Origin of the sequence: Streptomyces sp. NPDC002838 (assembly GCF_040295365.1) — a bacterium.
In the GTDB taxonomy this organism is placed as follows: Bacteria; Actinomycetota; Actinomycetes; order Streptomycetales; family Streptomycetaceae; genus Streptomyces.
In genome coordinates this window covers 293,485-308,433 of record NZ_JBEOVF010000002.1, presented here as the reverse complement: position 1 = coordinate 308,433, position 14,949 = coordinate 293,485, and the positions used below count along the sequence as shown (strand labels likewise).

Annotated in this window: 13 protein-coding genes; 6 read left to right on the top strand and 7 right to left on the bottom strand. The window is 70.7% G+C overall.

Annotated elements, in window-relative coordinates; all coding sequences use genetic code 11:
- On the top strand, positions 1-696 hold the full coding sequence (locus ABT063_RS04045) for a L,D-transpeptidase family protein (protein WP_351055512.1): 696 nt from the start codon (positions 1-3) through the stop codon (positions 694-696).
- Positions 697-736: 40 nt separating this feature from the next.
- Here the strand turns inward: ABT063_RS04045 and ABT063_RS04040 are convergent, their stop codons facing one another.
- Genes ABT063_RS04040 through ABT063_RS04025 form a run of 4 tightly spaced genes read right to left on the bottom strand, consistent with a single transcriptional unit; the run spans position 737 to position 5,233 of the window.
- Positions 737-1,939: a Gfo/Idh/MocA family protein gene (locus tag ABT063_RS04040; RefSeq protein WP_351055709.1), complete on the bottom strand. Its 1,203-nt coding sequence runs from the start codon at positions 1,937-1,939 to the stop codon at positions 737-739.
- 14 nt (positions 1,940-1,953) lie between these two features.
- Positions 1,954-3,297, bottom strand: coding sequence for an ABC transporter substrate-binding protein (locus ABT063_RS04035; protein WP_351055511.1), 1,344 nt, complete (start codon positions 3,295-3,297; stop codon positions 1,954-1,956).
- Positions 3,298-3,307: 10 nt separating this feature from the next.
- Entirely contained in the window at positions 3,308-4,249 is a 942-nt protein-coding gene (locus ABT063_RS04030; RefSeq protein ID WP_351055510.1) for a carbohydrate ABC transporter permease, read from the bottom strand.
- An 18-nt stretch (positions 4,250-4,267) separates the two neighbouring features.
- Positions 4,268-5,233 carry a carbohydrate ABC transporter permease gene (locus ABT063_RS04025; protein ID WP_351055509.1) on the bottom strand — a complete coding sequence of 322 codons (966 nt, stop codon included), beginning with the start codon at positions 5,231-5,233 and terminating at the stop codon, positions 4,268-4,270.
- Between the two features lie 167 nt (positions 5,234-5,400).
- Between ABT063_RS04025 and ABT063_RS04020 the strand changes: the two genes are divergently transcribed.
- The 3 genes from ABT063_RS04020 (at position 5,401) to ABT063_RS04010 (ending at position 7,732) form a co-directional block, all read left to right on the top strand.
- Positions 5,401-6,561, top strand: coding sequence for an ROK family protein (locus ABT063_RS04020; protein WP_351055508.1), 1,161 nt, complete (start codon positions 5,401-5,403; stop codon positions 6,559-6,561).
- Between the two features lie 101 nt (positions 6,562-6,662).
- Entirely contained in the window at positions 6,663-6,851 is a 189-nt protein-coding gene (locus ABT063_RS04015) for a hypothetical protein (protein ID WP_351055507.1), read from the top strand.
- 59 nt (positions 6,852-6,910) lie between these two features.
- Positions 6,911-7,732, top strand: a complete 822-nt coding sequence (locus ABT063_RS04010; protein ID WP_351055506.1) for an EamA family transporter — start codon at positions 6,911-6,913, stop codon at positions 7,730-7,732.
- A 23-nt stretch (positions 7,733-7,755) separates the two neighbouring features.
- On the opposite strand, the gene ABT063_RS04005 is transcribed toward ABT063_RS04010, so the two are convergent.
- Complete coding sequence (locus tag ABT063_RS04005) at positions 7,756-9,129, bottom strand: S1 family peptidase (protein WP_351055505.1); 1,374 nt, start codon at positions 9,127-9,129, stop codon at positions 7,756-7,758.
- A gap of 135 nt (positions 9,130-9,264) precedes the next feature.
- Complete coding sequence (locus ABT063_RS04000) at positions 9,265-10,311, bottom strand: hypothetical protein (RefSeq protein ID WP_502990746.1); 1,047 nt, start codon at positions 10,309-10,311, stop codon at positions 9,265-9,267.
- 25 nt (positions 10,312-10,336) lie between these two features.
- On the opposite strand from ABT063_RS04000, the gene ABT063_RS03995 reads away from it, so the two are divergent.
- The gene (locus ABT063_RS03995; protein WP_351055504.1) at positions 10,337-11,518 is read left to right on the top strand and encodes a MalY/PatB family protein; all 1,182 of its coding nucleotides are present in this window, start codon (positions 10,337-10,339) and stop codon (positions 11,516-11,518) included.
- Positions 11,519-11,564: 46 nt separating this feature from the next.
- Positions 11,565-11,951 carry a PPOX class F420-dependent oxidoreductase gene (locus ABT063_RS03990; RefSeq protein WP_351055503.1) on the top strand — a complete coding sequence of 129 codons (387 nt, stop codon included), beginning with the start codon at positions 11,565-11,567 and terminating at the stop codon, positions 11,949-11,951.
- Between the two features lie 46 nt (positions 11,952-11,997).
- On the opposite strand, the gene ABT063_RS03985 is transcribed toward ABT063_RS03990, so the two are convergent.
- On the bottom strand, positions 11,998-14,775 hold the full coding sequence (locus ABT063_RS03985) for a hypothetical protein (RefSeq protein WP_351055502.1): 2,778 nt from the start codon (positions 14,773-14,775) through the stop codon (positions 11,998-12,000).
- Positions 14,776-14,949 lie beyond the last annotated feature (174 nt).

Genomic DNA, 14,949 nt, shown 5'->3' with positions numbered 1-14,949 from the left:
ATGGGGGACATACGCAGACGGGGAGCCGTCGCACTGGGGATCACCGGACTGGTGGCGCCGCTCACGCTCGCGCTGGGCGCCGTGCCGGCGCAGGCCGCGAGCTGCACCACGCAGACCGGGCCGTACCAGAAGCAGGTGGAGAAGTTCCTCGGCCGGCCGGTCGACGGCAAGCAGTCCGCCGCCGACTGCAAGGCCATCCAGGCCTTCCAGAACAAGCACGGCATCACGCCGAACATCGGCTACGCGGGTCCCGTCACCTGGGGTGTGATGGACCTGATGAACAAGCAGAAGGCCGTCGGGAACAACCCCAACAAGAACGGCAAGTGCCCGGTCAACAAGGGCCGCATCGCCTGCGTGAACCTGACCCTCCAGCTGAGCTGGATCCAGGACGGAAAGAAGCTCGTCTACGGCCCGGTGCCGGTGCGCACCGGCCGCAACGGCTACGAGACCCGCACCGGCCTGAAGAAGATCTACTGGCGGCACATCGACCACGTCTCGTCCATCTACGACGTGCCGATGCCCTACAGCCAGTTCTTCGACGGCGGCCAGGCCTTCCACTCGGTCGGCGTCAGCATGTGGAACCCGCCCGGCTCGCATGGTTGCGTGAACATGACCAAGACGCACGCCAAGAAGTACTGGTCGCTGCTGAAGAAGGGCGACGACGTCTTCGTGTACGGCCGCAAGCCGGGCACCTGACGCAGCGCACAGGCACCCGGCTCGGCCGCTGCCTCAAGACTCACGCCTCGGGCGCGTCTCCGAAGTCCGGGATCTCCAGCCTGACCCCGCCCTGCCGCGCGGACTCGTGCGCGACGATGCCCGGCAGGGTGTAGCGAGCGGCCACCCACGCGTTCACCGACGGCAGTGTGCGCGTGTTGACGGCGGTCACGAAGTCGTCCACCAGGAAGTGGTGGCTGCCCTCGTGGCCGTTGTGCAGGTTGTCGAACTCCCGGGGCAGGCGGGAGCGGTCGTGCACGGCTGCCGACCCGGAGGTGAAGGCGGCCCGAAGGTCCGGCGCGATGTGCTGGAGTGACGGGTCGTCAGGAGACATGGTGGGCTTCGGCTCAAGGAGCTCGCTGATGTCCTTCACGCCGTTCTTGTCCTGCCACAGGGCCACCGTGGCGAGCTGCTCCATGCTCCCCTCCGTCCCGAAGAACCGGAAACGGGACTCCCGTATGTGCGAGGGATAGCCCACCCGCCGGAACTCGTTGGTGCGGAAGGAGCCGCCGCCCGCCACCTCGAACAGCGCGGTGGCGTTGGAGACGTCGTTGCCGAACTGGCTGACCTCCTTGTCGAACACCCCGTCCCCGCGCTCGTCCACGACACCGAGCGCCGACACGCTCACCGCGTGCGTCCGCCAGGCGCCCAGCACCCCGCCGATCGAGTGCGTGGGGTAGAGCAGCGGGGGATAGCTGGCGGTCGCCTTCCAGTTCTCGCCGCCGCTGTACTGGTACGCCTCGTAGAACCCCAGGTCCATGTCGTGGACGTAGTCGCCCTCGGCGTAGAAGATCCGCCCGAAGGCGCCCTCGGCGATCTGGTTGCGGGCGTGCACGGTCGCCGGGTTGTACTGGCTGGTCTCGCCCATCATGTACGTCAGCCCGGTGGCCTTGACCGCGTCGATGATCGCCGCGATCTCCTCCGTGGTGATCGCCATGGGGACCGCGGAGTACACGTGCTTGCCGGCGTTCAGCCCCTGGACGACCAGCGGTCCGTGCGTCCAGCGCTGGGTGAAGATCGCGACCGCGTCGACCGCCTTCGACTCCAGCATGGCCTCGTACGTCGGGAAGGTGCCCGTGAGGCCTTCGGCGGCGGCGAGTTGCTCGGCCCGTTCGGGGAGCAGGTCGGTGACGTAGACGTCGCTGACGCCGGGATGGGCCAGGAACAGCTTGGCGAACTGTCCCGAGAACTGCCCGGCGCCGACGATGCCGATGGAGAACGTCATGTAAGGCGTGCCCTTCACTGGTCGAGGATCAGATTGATCTGGTCGTTGGTCTGGTCGAGGCTGCTCACGGACCTGCCGTTGCCGTAGATGTCCTCCATGGCCGGCTGCATGAGCGCCTGCACGTCCGCCGCGTAGTTGGTGATCGGGTAGGAGAAAGTCCGGAAGGCCTTCTTGTCGTCCACGGGTTCGGTGAAGGCGGACACGTCGATGCCCTTCTTCTTGTAGGAGGCGATCGCGGCCTCGGTGCCGGCCGGGGTGGCGGGGAAGACGACACCGGCCCGGCCGACGATGGTCTGGCACTTGTCGGAGGCCAGATAGGCCACCCATTTCCGTGCGCCCGCCTTGTTCTTGGAGGCCTTGGTGATGGAGTCGGCGAGGCCGTTCATCATCGTGGCGCGCTTGCCGGTGGGGCCGACGGGAGTCGGGGCGGACTTGATGTCCCGGCCTTTGTAGCCGTCGTAGGTGGAGATCATCCAGGCCCCGTCGAAGGCGGTGGCGGCCTTGCCCGCGGCGACCTGGGTGGTGGCCTGGTTGGACTGGATGTTGTAGTCGGAGAACGGGGCCAGGTAGCCCTTCTTCGCCAGACCGAAGTACCACCCGACCACGGACTGGAAGGTCTTGCTGTCGTACTGGTACTTCGTGCCCCAGCGGGCCTTGTCCGTGTAGCTCCACCCGGCGGAGCCGGTGAACATGCTCCACTGCGTCTGGCCGTCGGCGAAGCCGCCGCCGTTGGTGGCCAGCCCGTACACCTTTACGTTGTTCCTGTCGAAGCCGGGCTCGTCGCCCCGTTTGCCGTTCTTGTCGACCGTCAAATGGGCGATGGCCTTCTCGAAGGTGCCGCCGTCCTTCGGGTTCCAGGCCAGGTTGTTCAGCTGCTCGGCGGTGAGCCCGGCGTCCTTGGCCATCTTGTCGTTGTAGAAGAGCGCGACGGTGTCCCAGTCCTTCGGGGCGCCGTAGCGGTGGCCGTCCTGACCGATCCAGTTGGCGGCGAGGCCCGGCTGGTAGTCGGAGTCCTTGATGTCCAGGTCGTCCAGCGGCTCCAGCACCTTCAGATCGGCGAACTGGCCGAACTTCTGGATGTGGTCGGTGAACACGTCCGGCTGGGTGCCCGCGATGAACCCGGCGGTGAGCTTGGTCCAGTAGTCGCTCCAGCCCAACTGCGTGATCTTCACCCGCAGTCCGGGGTTCTCCTTCTCGAACCCCTTCGCGCAGGCCTCGTAGGCGGGCAGCTGGTTGGCGTCCCACAGCCAGTAGGTCACCGTGTTCGCGGACGCTCCGGTGGAGTCGCCCTGCGCGCATCCGGTCACCAGGGACAGCGTCAGCGCTCCGGCCAGCGCGGTCAGCGTACGAAGTCGCATCAGTGTTCCCTCACTTGATCCCGGTGAAGCCGATGGAGCTGACGATGCGGCGCGCGAAGCAGGCGAAGAGCACCAGCATCGGCAGCGCGGCGATCAGCGTCGCCGCCGTGAGCCCGGACCAGTCGACGCCGGTCGCCGGGGTCTGCGCCCGGAAGATCGCCAGCGCCACGGTCAGCACGCGCGAGCTGTCGCTGTAGGAAACCATCAGCGGCCAGAAGTAGTCGTTCCAGGCGGTGATGTACGTCAGCACGGACAGCGTGAGAATCGGCGTGGACGCCATCGGCAGGACCACCCGGAAGAAGATCCGCACCTTGCCCGCGCCGTCGAGCAGCGCCGCCTCCTCGACCTCCCGGGGGATGTTCATGAAGAACTGCCGCAGGAAGAAGATGGCGAACGGGGTCATGAAGAGGCTGGGCAGCGCGATCCCGAGCAGCGTGTCCACCAGGCCGAGCTGCTTGATCAGTACGAAGTTCGGCAGCAGCGTGAAGATGGTCGGCACCATCAGCCCGGCCAGGAACAGACCGAAGACCTTGTCCCGACCCCGCCAGCGCAGCCGCGAGAAGGCGTACGCGGCCATCGCGGAGAAGAAGATCTGACAGCCGGCGATCAGCGTCGAGACGATCACCGAGTTGAGCAGATAGCGCCAGAAGTCCAGCCCGCCGCCCGCGCCGCCCTGCGCGACGGCCTCCTTCGCCGACTGCAGACCGAGGGCCCGCTCGAAGCCGCTGGTCGTGAGATCGACCGGGAGCGGGTTGGTGGGGTCGGCGTTGAGGCCCGCGTTGGTGGACAGCGCGGTGCGCAGGATCCAGTAGAACGGCAGCAGGGTGATGAGGACGATCAGGCCCATCACGGTCCAGGCGGTGGCCCGGCCGAGGGAGAGCCTGCGCCGGCTCGGTCGTATGCCGGTCGGCGTCGTTGTCGTCGTTGTCGTCGTGGCGGTCACAGCGGCCATGTCGGTGTCTCCCTTCCGTCAGCCGAGGTCGGTCTGGCCGGCCCGGGTGAGCCGGTACTGCAGGACGGTGATCGCGCTGAGCACGACCAGCAGGGCGACGGACATCGCCGAGGCGTAGCCGAACTGGAAGCGGCCGAAGGCGGAGCCGTAGATGTAGAACTGGAGCACGTTGGTCGCGTTCGCCGGGCCGCCCGCGGTGGTCACCGCCACGGTGTCGAAGACCTGGAACGAACCGATCACCGTCATGATCAGCACGACCGCCAGCACCGGGCGCAGCAGCGGCATGGTGATCCGCCAGAACATCCGCCACTCGCTCGCGCCGTCGACCCTGGCCGCCTCGTACATGTCGTTCGGGATCGCCTGGAGACCCGCGAAGAGGAGCAGGGCGGTGTAGCCGACGTGCCGCCAGACGTTGATCAGGGCGATGGTGGGGATCGCCCAGGTCTCGTCGGCGAGGAAGGGGATGCGGTCGGCGCCGAGGGCACTGATGATCTCGTTGCCGATGCCGAGCTGGGTGTCCAGGATCCACAGCCACACCAGGCCGGCGACGACGTTCGACATCAGATACGGGGTGAGCACGATGCCCCGCAGCAGGGCCGACTGGGTCAGCCGCTGCAACAGCACCGCGATGGCGAGCGCCGCCACCGTCTGTATGCCGATGTTGATGACGACGTACTCGACGGTGACCCACAACGAGTCCCAGAAGATCGGGTCGTTGACCATACGGACGTAGTTGTCGAGGCCCACCCACTCCGCCGGCGTGAGCAGGTTGAAGCGGGTGAAGCTCAGATAGATGCCCCGCAGCGTCGGCCAGAGCAGGAAGACCAGGAAGCCCAGCAGGGCCGGCGCGATGAACACCGCGGCCAGGCGCCCGTCGCCCCCGTTCTCACCGGCCCCCGCCCGGTCCGTCCTCGGCTTGGTCCGTGCCCTCTCGGCGCTGCCCAAGGGCACACGCGACGGAGGGCTGCTGGAGGCGATGGTCATCGGGAGACTCCCTCGTCTGCGGCGGCTCGTCCTCGGCACTTACTTTTGTGGCGGAAGAATCCTGACGTCAAGGGCCGCGCAAACATCTTTTCCAGCACGGGCGTGGCGCTCTAGAATGGCCACATTGCTTTTACGGCGAAAGAAATCTTTGTGGGAGTCTGACCTTCATGACCACAGGTGCCGCCAGCTGGCTTCCGCTGAGTCCCGGCGAACGCTCGGTGGCGATCGAGGTGCTCGTCCACGGCCCGCTGTCGCGCACCGAGCTCGCCCGGCGCCTGGATCTTTCGCCGGGCAGCCTGACCCGGCTGACCAAGCCGCTGATCGAGTCCGGCCTGCTGATCGAGGTCTCCGAGGCCGGTGCTCCGGCCGAGGCGCGCCAGGGGCGGCCCTCGCAGCCGCTCGACGTCGTCGCCGAATCCCGGTCCTTCCTCGGCTTCAAGATCACCGAGGACATGGTCTACGGCGTCGTCACCACCCTCCGCAGCGACATCGTCGCCCGCCACGACCGCCCCCTCGCCACCCACGATCCGGCCGAGGTCGCCGACCTGCTGGCCGAGATGACCGCGGAACTCGCCCGCGCCCACCCCCGGATCGCCGGCGTCGGCATCGGAGTCGGCGGCCTGGTGCAGGACCGCGCCGTGGTCGGGGAGTCGCCGTTCCTGTTGTGGCGGGACGTGCCGCTCGCCGCCCTCGTCGAGGAGCGCACGGGGCTGCCGGTGGTCGTGGAGAACGACGTCGCAGCCCTGGTCGAGGCCGAGACCTGGTTCGGCGCCGGCCGCGGCCTCGACCGCTTCGTCGTCCTCACCATCGGCGCCGGCATCGGCTACGGCCTCGTCCTCGGCGGCAAGCGGGTGCCGTATGCCGAGGAGGACCGCGGTTTCGGCCGCCACTGGATCGTGAACCCCAATGGCCCGCTCACTCCCGACGGCGAACGCGGCAGCGCGGTCTCGCTGCTGACCATCCCCAACATCCGCTACCAGGTCCGGGCCGCCACCGGCCGTGACCACAGCTACGAGGAGATCCTCGCCCTCGCAGCCGCCGGGGAGCCCATGCCCGCCCGCGTCATCGACGAGGCCGCGCGGGCCCTGGGCACCCTGGTCGCCCAGATCGCCAACTTCGCCATGCCGCAGAAGATCCTGCTCGCGGGAGAGGGCGTCGGGCTGATGGACGTGGCAGGCAAGGCGGTCGAGGGGAGCATCCGCGCCCAGCGGCACCCGCTGGCCGCCCCGATCGACCTGGAGACCAAGGTGTCCGACTTTCACGACTGGGCCCGTGGCGCCGCCGTGCTGGCCATCCAGGTGCTGGTGCTGGGGGCGCTGGAAGTGTGAAGTGCGCCACGGCCGTTGACGAGATGGACGTGATCAGTAACACGGTCCGGAATGCCCGTTTAGATCCTGATTACTCACATCGCCTTCACCTTCGGAGCCGTATGCTTCACAGCATGTCCACCACTGTTGAGCCCGCTACCGAAAGATCGGCTGACGAGGTCAACGAGGAGATCCGGGCCCTGTGGTTCCGGTCGGGCGGGACACTGACCGGCGAGCAGCGCGAAGAGTATCGGCGGCTCGTCCTGGAGTGGGCCGCAGCGGCCCCCCAGCAACCGGTGCAGGCGGCCTGACCCCACCCTGAGGGCCGCCGCCAGGCATCGGCCCGCCTCCGCGGGGCACCCCTGACCGGATGGGCCCCCTCCTCGCACTGGCCTCGGCCGTCTGCTACGGCATCGTCGACTTCGCCGGCGGAATCCTGTCCCGGCGCGCCCACTTCGCCACCGTTACCTTCCTCGGCCAACTCGGCGGCCTCCTGCTCGCCTGCGCGGCCGCGCTTCTCCTGCCCGCCGACGCCGTCCGCCCGGTGGATCTGCTGTGGGGAGCGCTGTCCGGCGCCGGAAGCGGCAGCGCCATGCACTTCCTCAACCGCGGGCTCAGCCGCGGCGCGATGAGCGTGATCGTGCCCGTCAGCGCCGTCACCGGAGTCGCCCTGTCGGTGCTGTGCGGAGTGCTCCTCGGGGACCGGCCGACGCCGCTCGCCTGGGCGGGCATCGCCGTCACGGTGCCCGCGCTCTGGCTCGTCTCCGGCGGCGGCGCGAACCGGGCCGGGGGAGTGGCGGACGGACTGCTGGCCAGCGCGGGCGTCGCCGTGCAGTACATCGCGCTCGCCCAGGCGGACTCCACCAGCGGACTGTGGCCGGTGGCGGCGGGCCGGGTCGCCGCCGTCCTCGTTCTGCTGCCCAGCGCGGCGCGGCACGCCGGTCACCTGCGGATGCCGTCGGGTCAGTGCGTCCAGGCGCTGCTGGTCGGGGCAGGGGCCGCCCTCGGTCTCGTCCTGTATCTGCTCGCCGCCCAGCGGCAGATGCTCGCCGTCGCCGTGGTGCTCGCCTCCCTCTACCCGGCGCTCCCCGTGATCCTCGGCCTCGCCCTGCTGCACGAGAAGGTCACCCGATGGCAGACGGCGGGCCTGCTGGGCGCGGCCATGGCCACCGTCCTGCTGAGCGTGGGATGAAGGGGCCACCTCCTGCTGGGAGATCAGCTCCATGTGGCCGAGTAGTAGCGCCGGTAGGCCTTGCGGTCCTGTTCCGCGCGGATGTACCGCGTGGCCACCAACGCCACCAGACTGCCCGCGACGACCAGCAGCCCGGGACCGACGTTCCTGGGGTCCGTGAGCCGGGTCAGCAGCGGTGCCGCCCCCGCCACCGGGGCCGACGACCCGGGCGAGGCGTCGCCGGGATCGACCGCGCTCTGCGTGGCCGAGGCGGACGGCGCCGGTGAGGGCGTACCGTTCCCGCCGGCGTTGCCCTGCGGGGCCGCCACGAGCAACTGGACGTCGAGCTCGTCCAGCGCCTTGGTGATCGGCTGGAAGAACGTCGTCCCGCCGTTCGCGCAGTCGCCGCTGCCGCCCGAGGTCACGCCGAGCGCGATCCCCTCGGAGAACATCGGCCCGCCGCTGTCCCCGGGTTCGGCGCACACGTTCGTCTCGATCAGACCGGTCACGGTGCCCTCGGGGTAGTTCACCGTCGCGTTGAGCGCCGTCACCTGCCCGTCGCGCAGACCGCTCGTACTGCCGCTGCGGAACACCCGCTGCCCGACGGCCGGATCGGCCGCGCCCGTGATCTGCACTCCCTTGCCGTCGCCGATGGCCACGACGGCCGCACCGTCGCCCGCCCGGCCGCCGTCGTACTCCACGAGGGAGTAGTCGTCGCCGGGGAAGCTCCGCGTCGTCGTCTTGCCCACCTGCCGGTTGCCCCCGTTGTCCGCGAACCAGACGGAACCGTTGGGCCCGCAGTGTCCGGCCGTCAGGATGAAGTCGCGCTGTCCGTTCGTCACGTTGAAGCCCGCCGAACAGCGCCCGGCGGTCGACAGGATCGGCTGCGCGCCGTTGAGCCGGGTCGTGAAGGCGCCCTCGGTGCGCTCCATGCGGACGAAGCTGCCGATCCTGTCCGCCATCTGAGTCATCCGGGACCAGTCGGTGGCGGAGACGGTGCTGTCGCCCCGAACCACCACTTCGTTGGTCTGATAGTCCATGGCCCACGCGGTACCGGCCACCCGGGGCGCCGAACGCAGCGTCGTGGTCGCCGACTTGAGCTCGTTCATGCTGTGCGACACCATCTTCGCCTCGGCGCCCGCCCGCCGGACCTCGGCGGCCGCGTCCTCGTCGGTGACCGCGACGACCGGCCGGCCGTCGTCGCCCATCCAGGTGCCCGCCGTACGGGAAGTGCCGAGCCGCGAGACGAGACCAGCGCCCATGTCCTCGGTCTGCTGGGCGTACGTGCGCGGGACCGCGGAGGGGTCGGGAGGTTCGCTCGCCACGGCGCGCGTGACCATCGTCCCTCCGAGGAGAAGTCCGCCGACGGCCGCCAGCCGTGTCACTCGCCGGACGACCCGTCGTCGTGCGTGCCTCATGCATGGCTCCCGAACCCGAACATACGGTCAACACCGTGGGGCGCTCCGGTACTTGAGTGCCCTCCTTCCATACGTGGCCGAGGACGGGCGCGTTCACGGATCGCGTGATCTGCCTCCTGGAACGGCGGACCGGAGTCAGCCGGCGGCGTGTACGGCCGGGCCGGCCGGCGTGGTGCGCGGCGGCGGGCCGAGCCGGAGCCAGCTGTGCTCGTCGCCCCACACGGACGCCGGGTCGACGTAGGGGCGCAGCAGGGCGGTGAGGGCCGGGTCGCCGCGTCCGTTCAGCTCGTCCGAGGCGATCTTCCGGGCGATGCCGGCGAGGAAGTCGGCGAGCTGCACCCGGGGATCCCGCCGTGCTTCCACCAGCCGCAGTCCGCCGAGTCGGGCGCCGGCCCGCCGGGCGGTCTCCTCGATCCAGGCGATGCGGTCCGGCGTCAGCATGTTCTGCCGGTCGTGGACCAGCCGGACCGCGTGCCCGCCAGCGCTCCAGGACACGGCCGTCGAGACGATCGCGGGCAGCAGCGGATTGAGGACCGGGATCAGTGTGGGCCCGTCCACCACCCGCGCCCGATAGGCGTCGGCACGGGACCGGGCGTCCGCGAGCCGTTCGAGGATCCCCGGCACGGCCGTACCGGACCTGCCCTGACGCAGTGTGTCGACCGTGTGGAAGAAGGCGTCGGCGGGCGCCCGCGGCTCACCGTCGTTGCGTACCCGCAGCAGCTGGTTGGCGGAGGACAGGAAGTCGCGCCAAGGCTCGTCCCCGAAATCCCGCCGTCCCGCGCGGAACAGCGTGACGGCATCCGACGATCCGCCGCCGAGCAGCAGATCGACGGCCCGGTCCACGACGAAGAACGCCTTCTCGGTCAGATGCACGTGCGCCCGCCCGTGGATCGGCCCCGCGGGTGTGAGCAGCCACTCCAGCACGGCCCGGTGCTTCTCCCGCAGCAGATGGTTGGCCTTGTACTCCTCGGCGGGCGAGCGGATCCGGTCCCGTGTCTCCTGCACGGCCGCGGCGGCGGACTCCACCGGCAGCCGCACACTCGCGTGCGCGAACACGTCGGTGTTGCCGCTGATCAGATTCTCGCCGTCCGACCCCGACTCGTCGCAGGCGACCTCCAGCAGCCCGTCGGCCGGCACCGGCCGCCTCCCCCGTACCGCCGCGTCCTCACGTTCCCAGGTCACACCACAGCCCCCTATCTTGTGCCCCATGACCAGGATCCCGCACGACACGTCCGGTGAACCGAATCCCCTGCGCACACTCGACCTCGACCGCCTTCGACGCCGTACGAGCATGAAATGGCGCACCTACCCCGAGGACGTCCTGCCACTGTGGGTGGCCGAGATGGACGTACCGCTCGCCGAACCCGTGGTCCGCGCGGTCACCGACGCCCTCGCTCTCGGCGACACCGGCTACCCGGCCGGCACCGCGTACGCCGAGGCGCTCGCCGCGTTCGCCGACAAGCGGTGGGGCTGGCACGGGCTCGCGGTGGAGCGCACCGCGATCGTGCCGGACGTGATGCTGGGCGTCGTCGAGATGCTCAAACTGGTCACCGGCCCCGGAGACCCGGTGGTCGTGAACCCGCCCGTGTATCCGCCGTTCTTCCAGTTCGTGGGGAACATGGACCGGCAGGTGGTCGAGGCCCCGCTCGGCGCGGCCGGCCGCATCGACCTCGCCGTCCTGGAGGAGGCCTTCGCCGGGGCGGTCGCGGACGGACGGCGGGCCGCCTACCTGCTGTGCAGCCCGCACAACCCGACCGGCACCGTGCACACCGCCGCCGAACTGACCGCCGTCGCGGCACTCGCCGAGCAGTACGGCGTGCGCGTCGTCGCCGACGAGATCCACGCCCCGCTCGTCCTCGGCGGCGCGGAGTTCGTGCCGTATCTGAGCGTGCCGGGCGGCGAGAGCGGGTTGTCGCTGATGTCGGCGTCGAAGGCGTGGAACCTGGCCGGCCTGAAGGCCGCGCTCGCCGTCGCGGGGCCCGCGGCCGCCGCCGACCTCGCCCGGCTGCCCGAGGAGGTCGGACACGGCCCCAGCCACGTCGGCATCATCGCCCACACCGCCGCCCTGCGCGACGGCACGGCCTGGCTGGACGCCCTGCTGACCGGGCTCGACGACAACCGGCGCCTGCTCGCGGAACTGCTCGCCGAGCACCTGCCCGCGATCGCCTACCGCCCCGGCGAAGCCACCTACCTGGCCTGGCTCGACTGCCGCGCGCTCGGCCTCGGCGACGATCCGGCGGACGCCTTCCTGCACCGCGGCCGGGTGGCACTCAACTCCGGGCTCCCCTTCGGCACCGGTGGGGCCGGGCACGTACGCCTGAATCTCGCGACATCGCCGGAGATCGTCGAGGAGGCCGTACGGCGGATGGCGGCGGCGCTCGACCGATGACGACCGGCCGCACGTCAGCCGTTCGCCGGTGCCTAGACTGCCCGCCATGGATGACATGTCGCTGGACCGGCTCGGTGCGGGCAAGTACCTGCTGATCACCAGCTACCGCAGGAACGGCACCCCGGTCGCCACCCCGGTGTGGGTGGTGCGCGACGGCGACGCGCTCGGCGCGTGGACGGCCGCCGACTCCTGGAAGGTGAAGCGGATCCGGGCGCGCGCCGACGTCCTCGTCGGCCCCTGCGACGCCCGCGGCAATCCGACCGGCGACCAGATACCGGCCATCGCCGGACTGTGCGACCCGGAGACCACGGCCCGCTACCGCGAGCTCGTCGCCCGCAAGTACGGCATCGTCGGCCGCCTCACCCTTCTCGGCAGCCGGCTGCGCCGAGGGCTGGACGGGACCGTCGGGATACGGATGACGCTCGCAGCATGACAAGAGGGGCGGGCCACGCAGGCCCGCCCCCCGCGTCATTCCTGGGCTACGACCCGTCCAGCACCGTGCCGGTCAGCACCGGCCCGCCTTCCTGCGGTTCGCCGTCCTCGGTGACGAACTGGAAGCGTACGGACTCGGCCGGCTCGGCCACTCCGTCCTTGAGGGTGGGCAGGGTCACGTCGCCGCTGGTCTCGCCGGCGGGCACGGACGCCCACAGGTACAGGCCCTCCACCTCGGACAGCGGGCGCTCCGGATCCGGTGAGGCGCCGGAGTTCTCCGCGAGCCACTCCGGGTCGACGTCCTTCGTGGACAGTTCCGCGCCCTCGGCGACCGGGGTCACCGCGAAGATGGACCACAGCTCCACGTCGGCGGCCTCGGACAGCGACACCCGCCAGGTCAACGGCTGCCCCTCGGTGACCCGGTCCGCGACCGGCGTCACGCTGACCGTCGGCCTGGGGTCGTCGTCCTCCACGGAGACCCCACCGCGGTGCGCACCGACGACCGCGTTCCGGACCGCCTTCACGACGATGTCGTGCTGCGTGCCGTACGCGTAGCGCGTGTTGCCCTTCACCTCCACCGGCACGTCGATGTCGTGCCCGCCGGGCCGCACCGTCACGAGCCGGTCCTTCGCCTTGCCGGTGTCCGGGTCGATGACGTACACGCGGACCTGGCCGCTGCTCTTCCCGGTCACCTGGACCGGAACGCGGTACGTACGGACGCCGGAGTCGCCCTCCCGCACCGTCGTGCGGCCGATGTCGACGCGCGGCAGCGCCGCCTCCTTGACCGCTGGCGTACCCGGGCGCCAGCCCCAGGCGTCCATCAGCCAGGCCTGCCCCGACCGCGAACGCGGCGTCAGGTCGAGGGACTTGACGTGCTTGAGGTCGAGACCGGCCCGGACTGCGGCCATGAGCGGCACGCGCACCTCGCGCGCCCAGTACGAGGCCGTACGTTCGCTGCCCGGCAACCCGTCGACCCGGACCCGGCCGAGGGTGGCGCGGCGGCCGGAGGAGTCGCTGAGAGCCACGTCGAGTTCGGTCCTGGTGGTGTTCGGCGGTACGAACACCCGCAGCGCCAGGCTGTCGGCGCCGGCGAGCGAGAGCGGCGCCGCGGGCCGCACCCGGGTCACCGCCCCCGGCTCGGACCAGCGCAGTTCCACCGCACGGCGACCGGTCTCGCGTTCCGTGTCCCACGTCGCGAAGTGCGGAGACGCCCCCGAGGTGACGGAGCCCAGACAGGAGACGGCCGGATCGGGGTCCACCGCCGAGCACAGCCGGCCGCCGGTCACGTTGACCTTTCCGTCGGGCAGGAACCCGGCGCCCCGCTTGCCGCCCACGGCGTGCGTCAGGACCCGGGCGGGGTCCGCCGAGGGGGCCCGCTTGCCCGAGCCGTCGAGCAGCGGGCGCACCCGGTCGTCCCCGGCGACGAACAGCCGGGCCGCCGCGGCGATGTAGGTGGCGCCGGCCTGGTGCTGCTGGTCGGCGGTCAGCCGGGTCGCGGTGCCCGGCGAGCACACCGGGTCCGGCTGCTCCTCGTCGTGCCAGAAGTCGTCCCAGGCGGGCGCCTCGGCCTGGCCCGGGGTCCACTCGCTGTTGAAGTAGTTGTGGTTGGCGCCGATCATGTACACGGCACTGTGCAGTGCGGTACCCCGGCTCACGCCGCGCGTCCCGTCGACGTACACCTCGCCCTGGAGATCGGCCACATCGCCGTCGCAGCCGGGCAGGATCGTCACCGACGGCACGTCCGCGACCGGATTCTGGCCGAAGATCGTCGGTCCGATGAGCACGGTCCCGCGCACCTTCCAGCGCACCGGGCCCCGGTAGCCGTCCTGGTCGGCGGGCGGCGGGTAGAGGCTGTCCATGGCCGCCCGGTTCACGCCCTCGCCGCCGCGCGAGTGACCGACCAGCAGGACGCGGGACAGATCGGCCTTCGGCGCGTCGCGTACGACGGCCGGTGCCGTGGCCGGGCGGGCGGCCCAGCCGGCCCAGCGGGCCAGGTGCTGCCGCACCAGCGACGAACGGGCCTGTGCGCCGGCGTCCTCGGCCTCCGAGTCCTGGCCGTTGATGCCGTTGGCCGAGATCGACACCGTCACATAGCCCTGGGAGGCCAGGAGCTTCTGGTCGCGCAGATAGCCCTTGTGGCTGGGGATCTCCTTCATTCCGGCCGGGCAGGGCCAGTCGATGTTCACGTCCTCCTCGGTGCCCGGCTTGTAACAGGTGGGGTGGCGGCCGTGCAGGAAGAGCGCGAGCGGGCGGCTGCCGGTGGCCCCCTTGGGGGCCACCACCTCGGCGCGCATCTCGACCGGGGCCCTGAACCCGGGCAGTCGCACCGGGTCCAGGTCGTACGCGCCGCTGACCGTGCGGTACGAGCCGGGTTTCCCGGGGTCGACGGCGCCCGGCGGCAGCGGAGCCGGCGGTTTGGCGGCGGCCCGGTCGCGAGGCTTGTCGGTCTCACCGGCCGCCGCATCCAACCGGCGGCCGGCGGCGAGCACTTGAAGATCCGTCAGTTGCGTGTCGCGGGCCTCGTCGAGGTCCAGCCGGAACGTCCGGCCGTCCTTCCCCGCCTTCGGCACACCGAGCAACCGGCCCCCGGCGTGGAACTCTACGCGCGCGTCCCCCATGGCAACGGGCTTCGGCGCACGCCAGACCAGCTCACGTGCGACGCCCTCGCCGCTGAACCGCCAGCCCGGCGGAAGCTCGCTGTCGGCGGGCGCGGCGGTCAACGGCTCCGCCTGTCTTGGTTGTTGGGCTTGTGCCAGTCCGGGCGACCCCGCCAGGGCCGCCAGCACCGCCACGGCGGTCACACATATTCGCCGGGCACGGATCAATGGTCCTCTCCTCAAACCCCCGAGCGCGGGCACCCCGTCCGTCCCGGGGGCCTCACGTGTCACAGAGGACGGAAAGGGGAGGCCTGTGGGTTGTCTGTGAAGGGGAAGCCGTCCCGGTCGACCGATGCGATCAAGCCACCGGGCGTAGCCGGCTCCCTCACGGGGGAAGCGCTT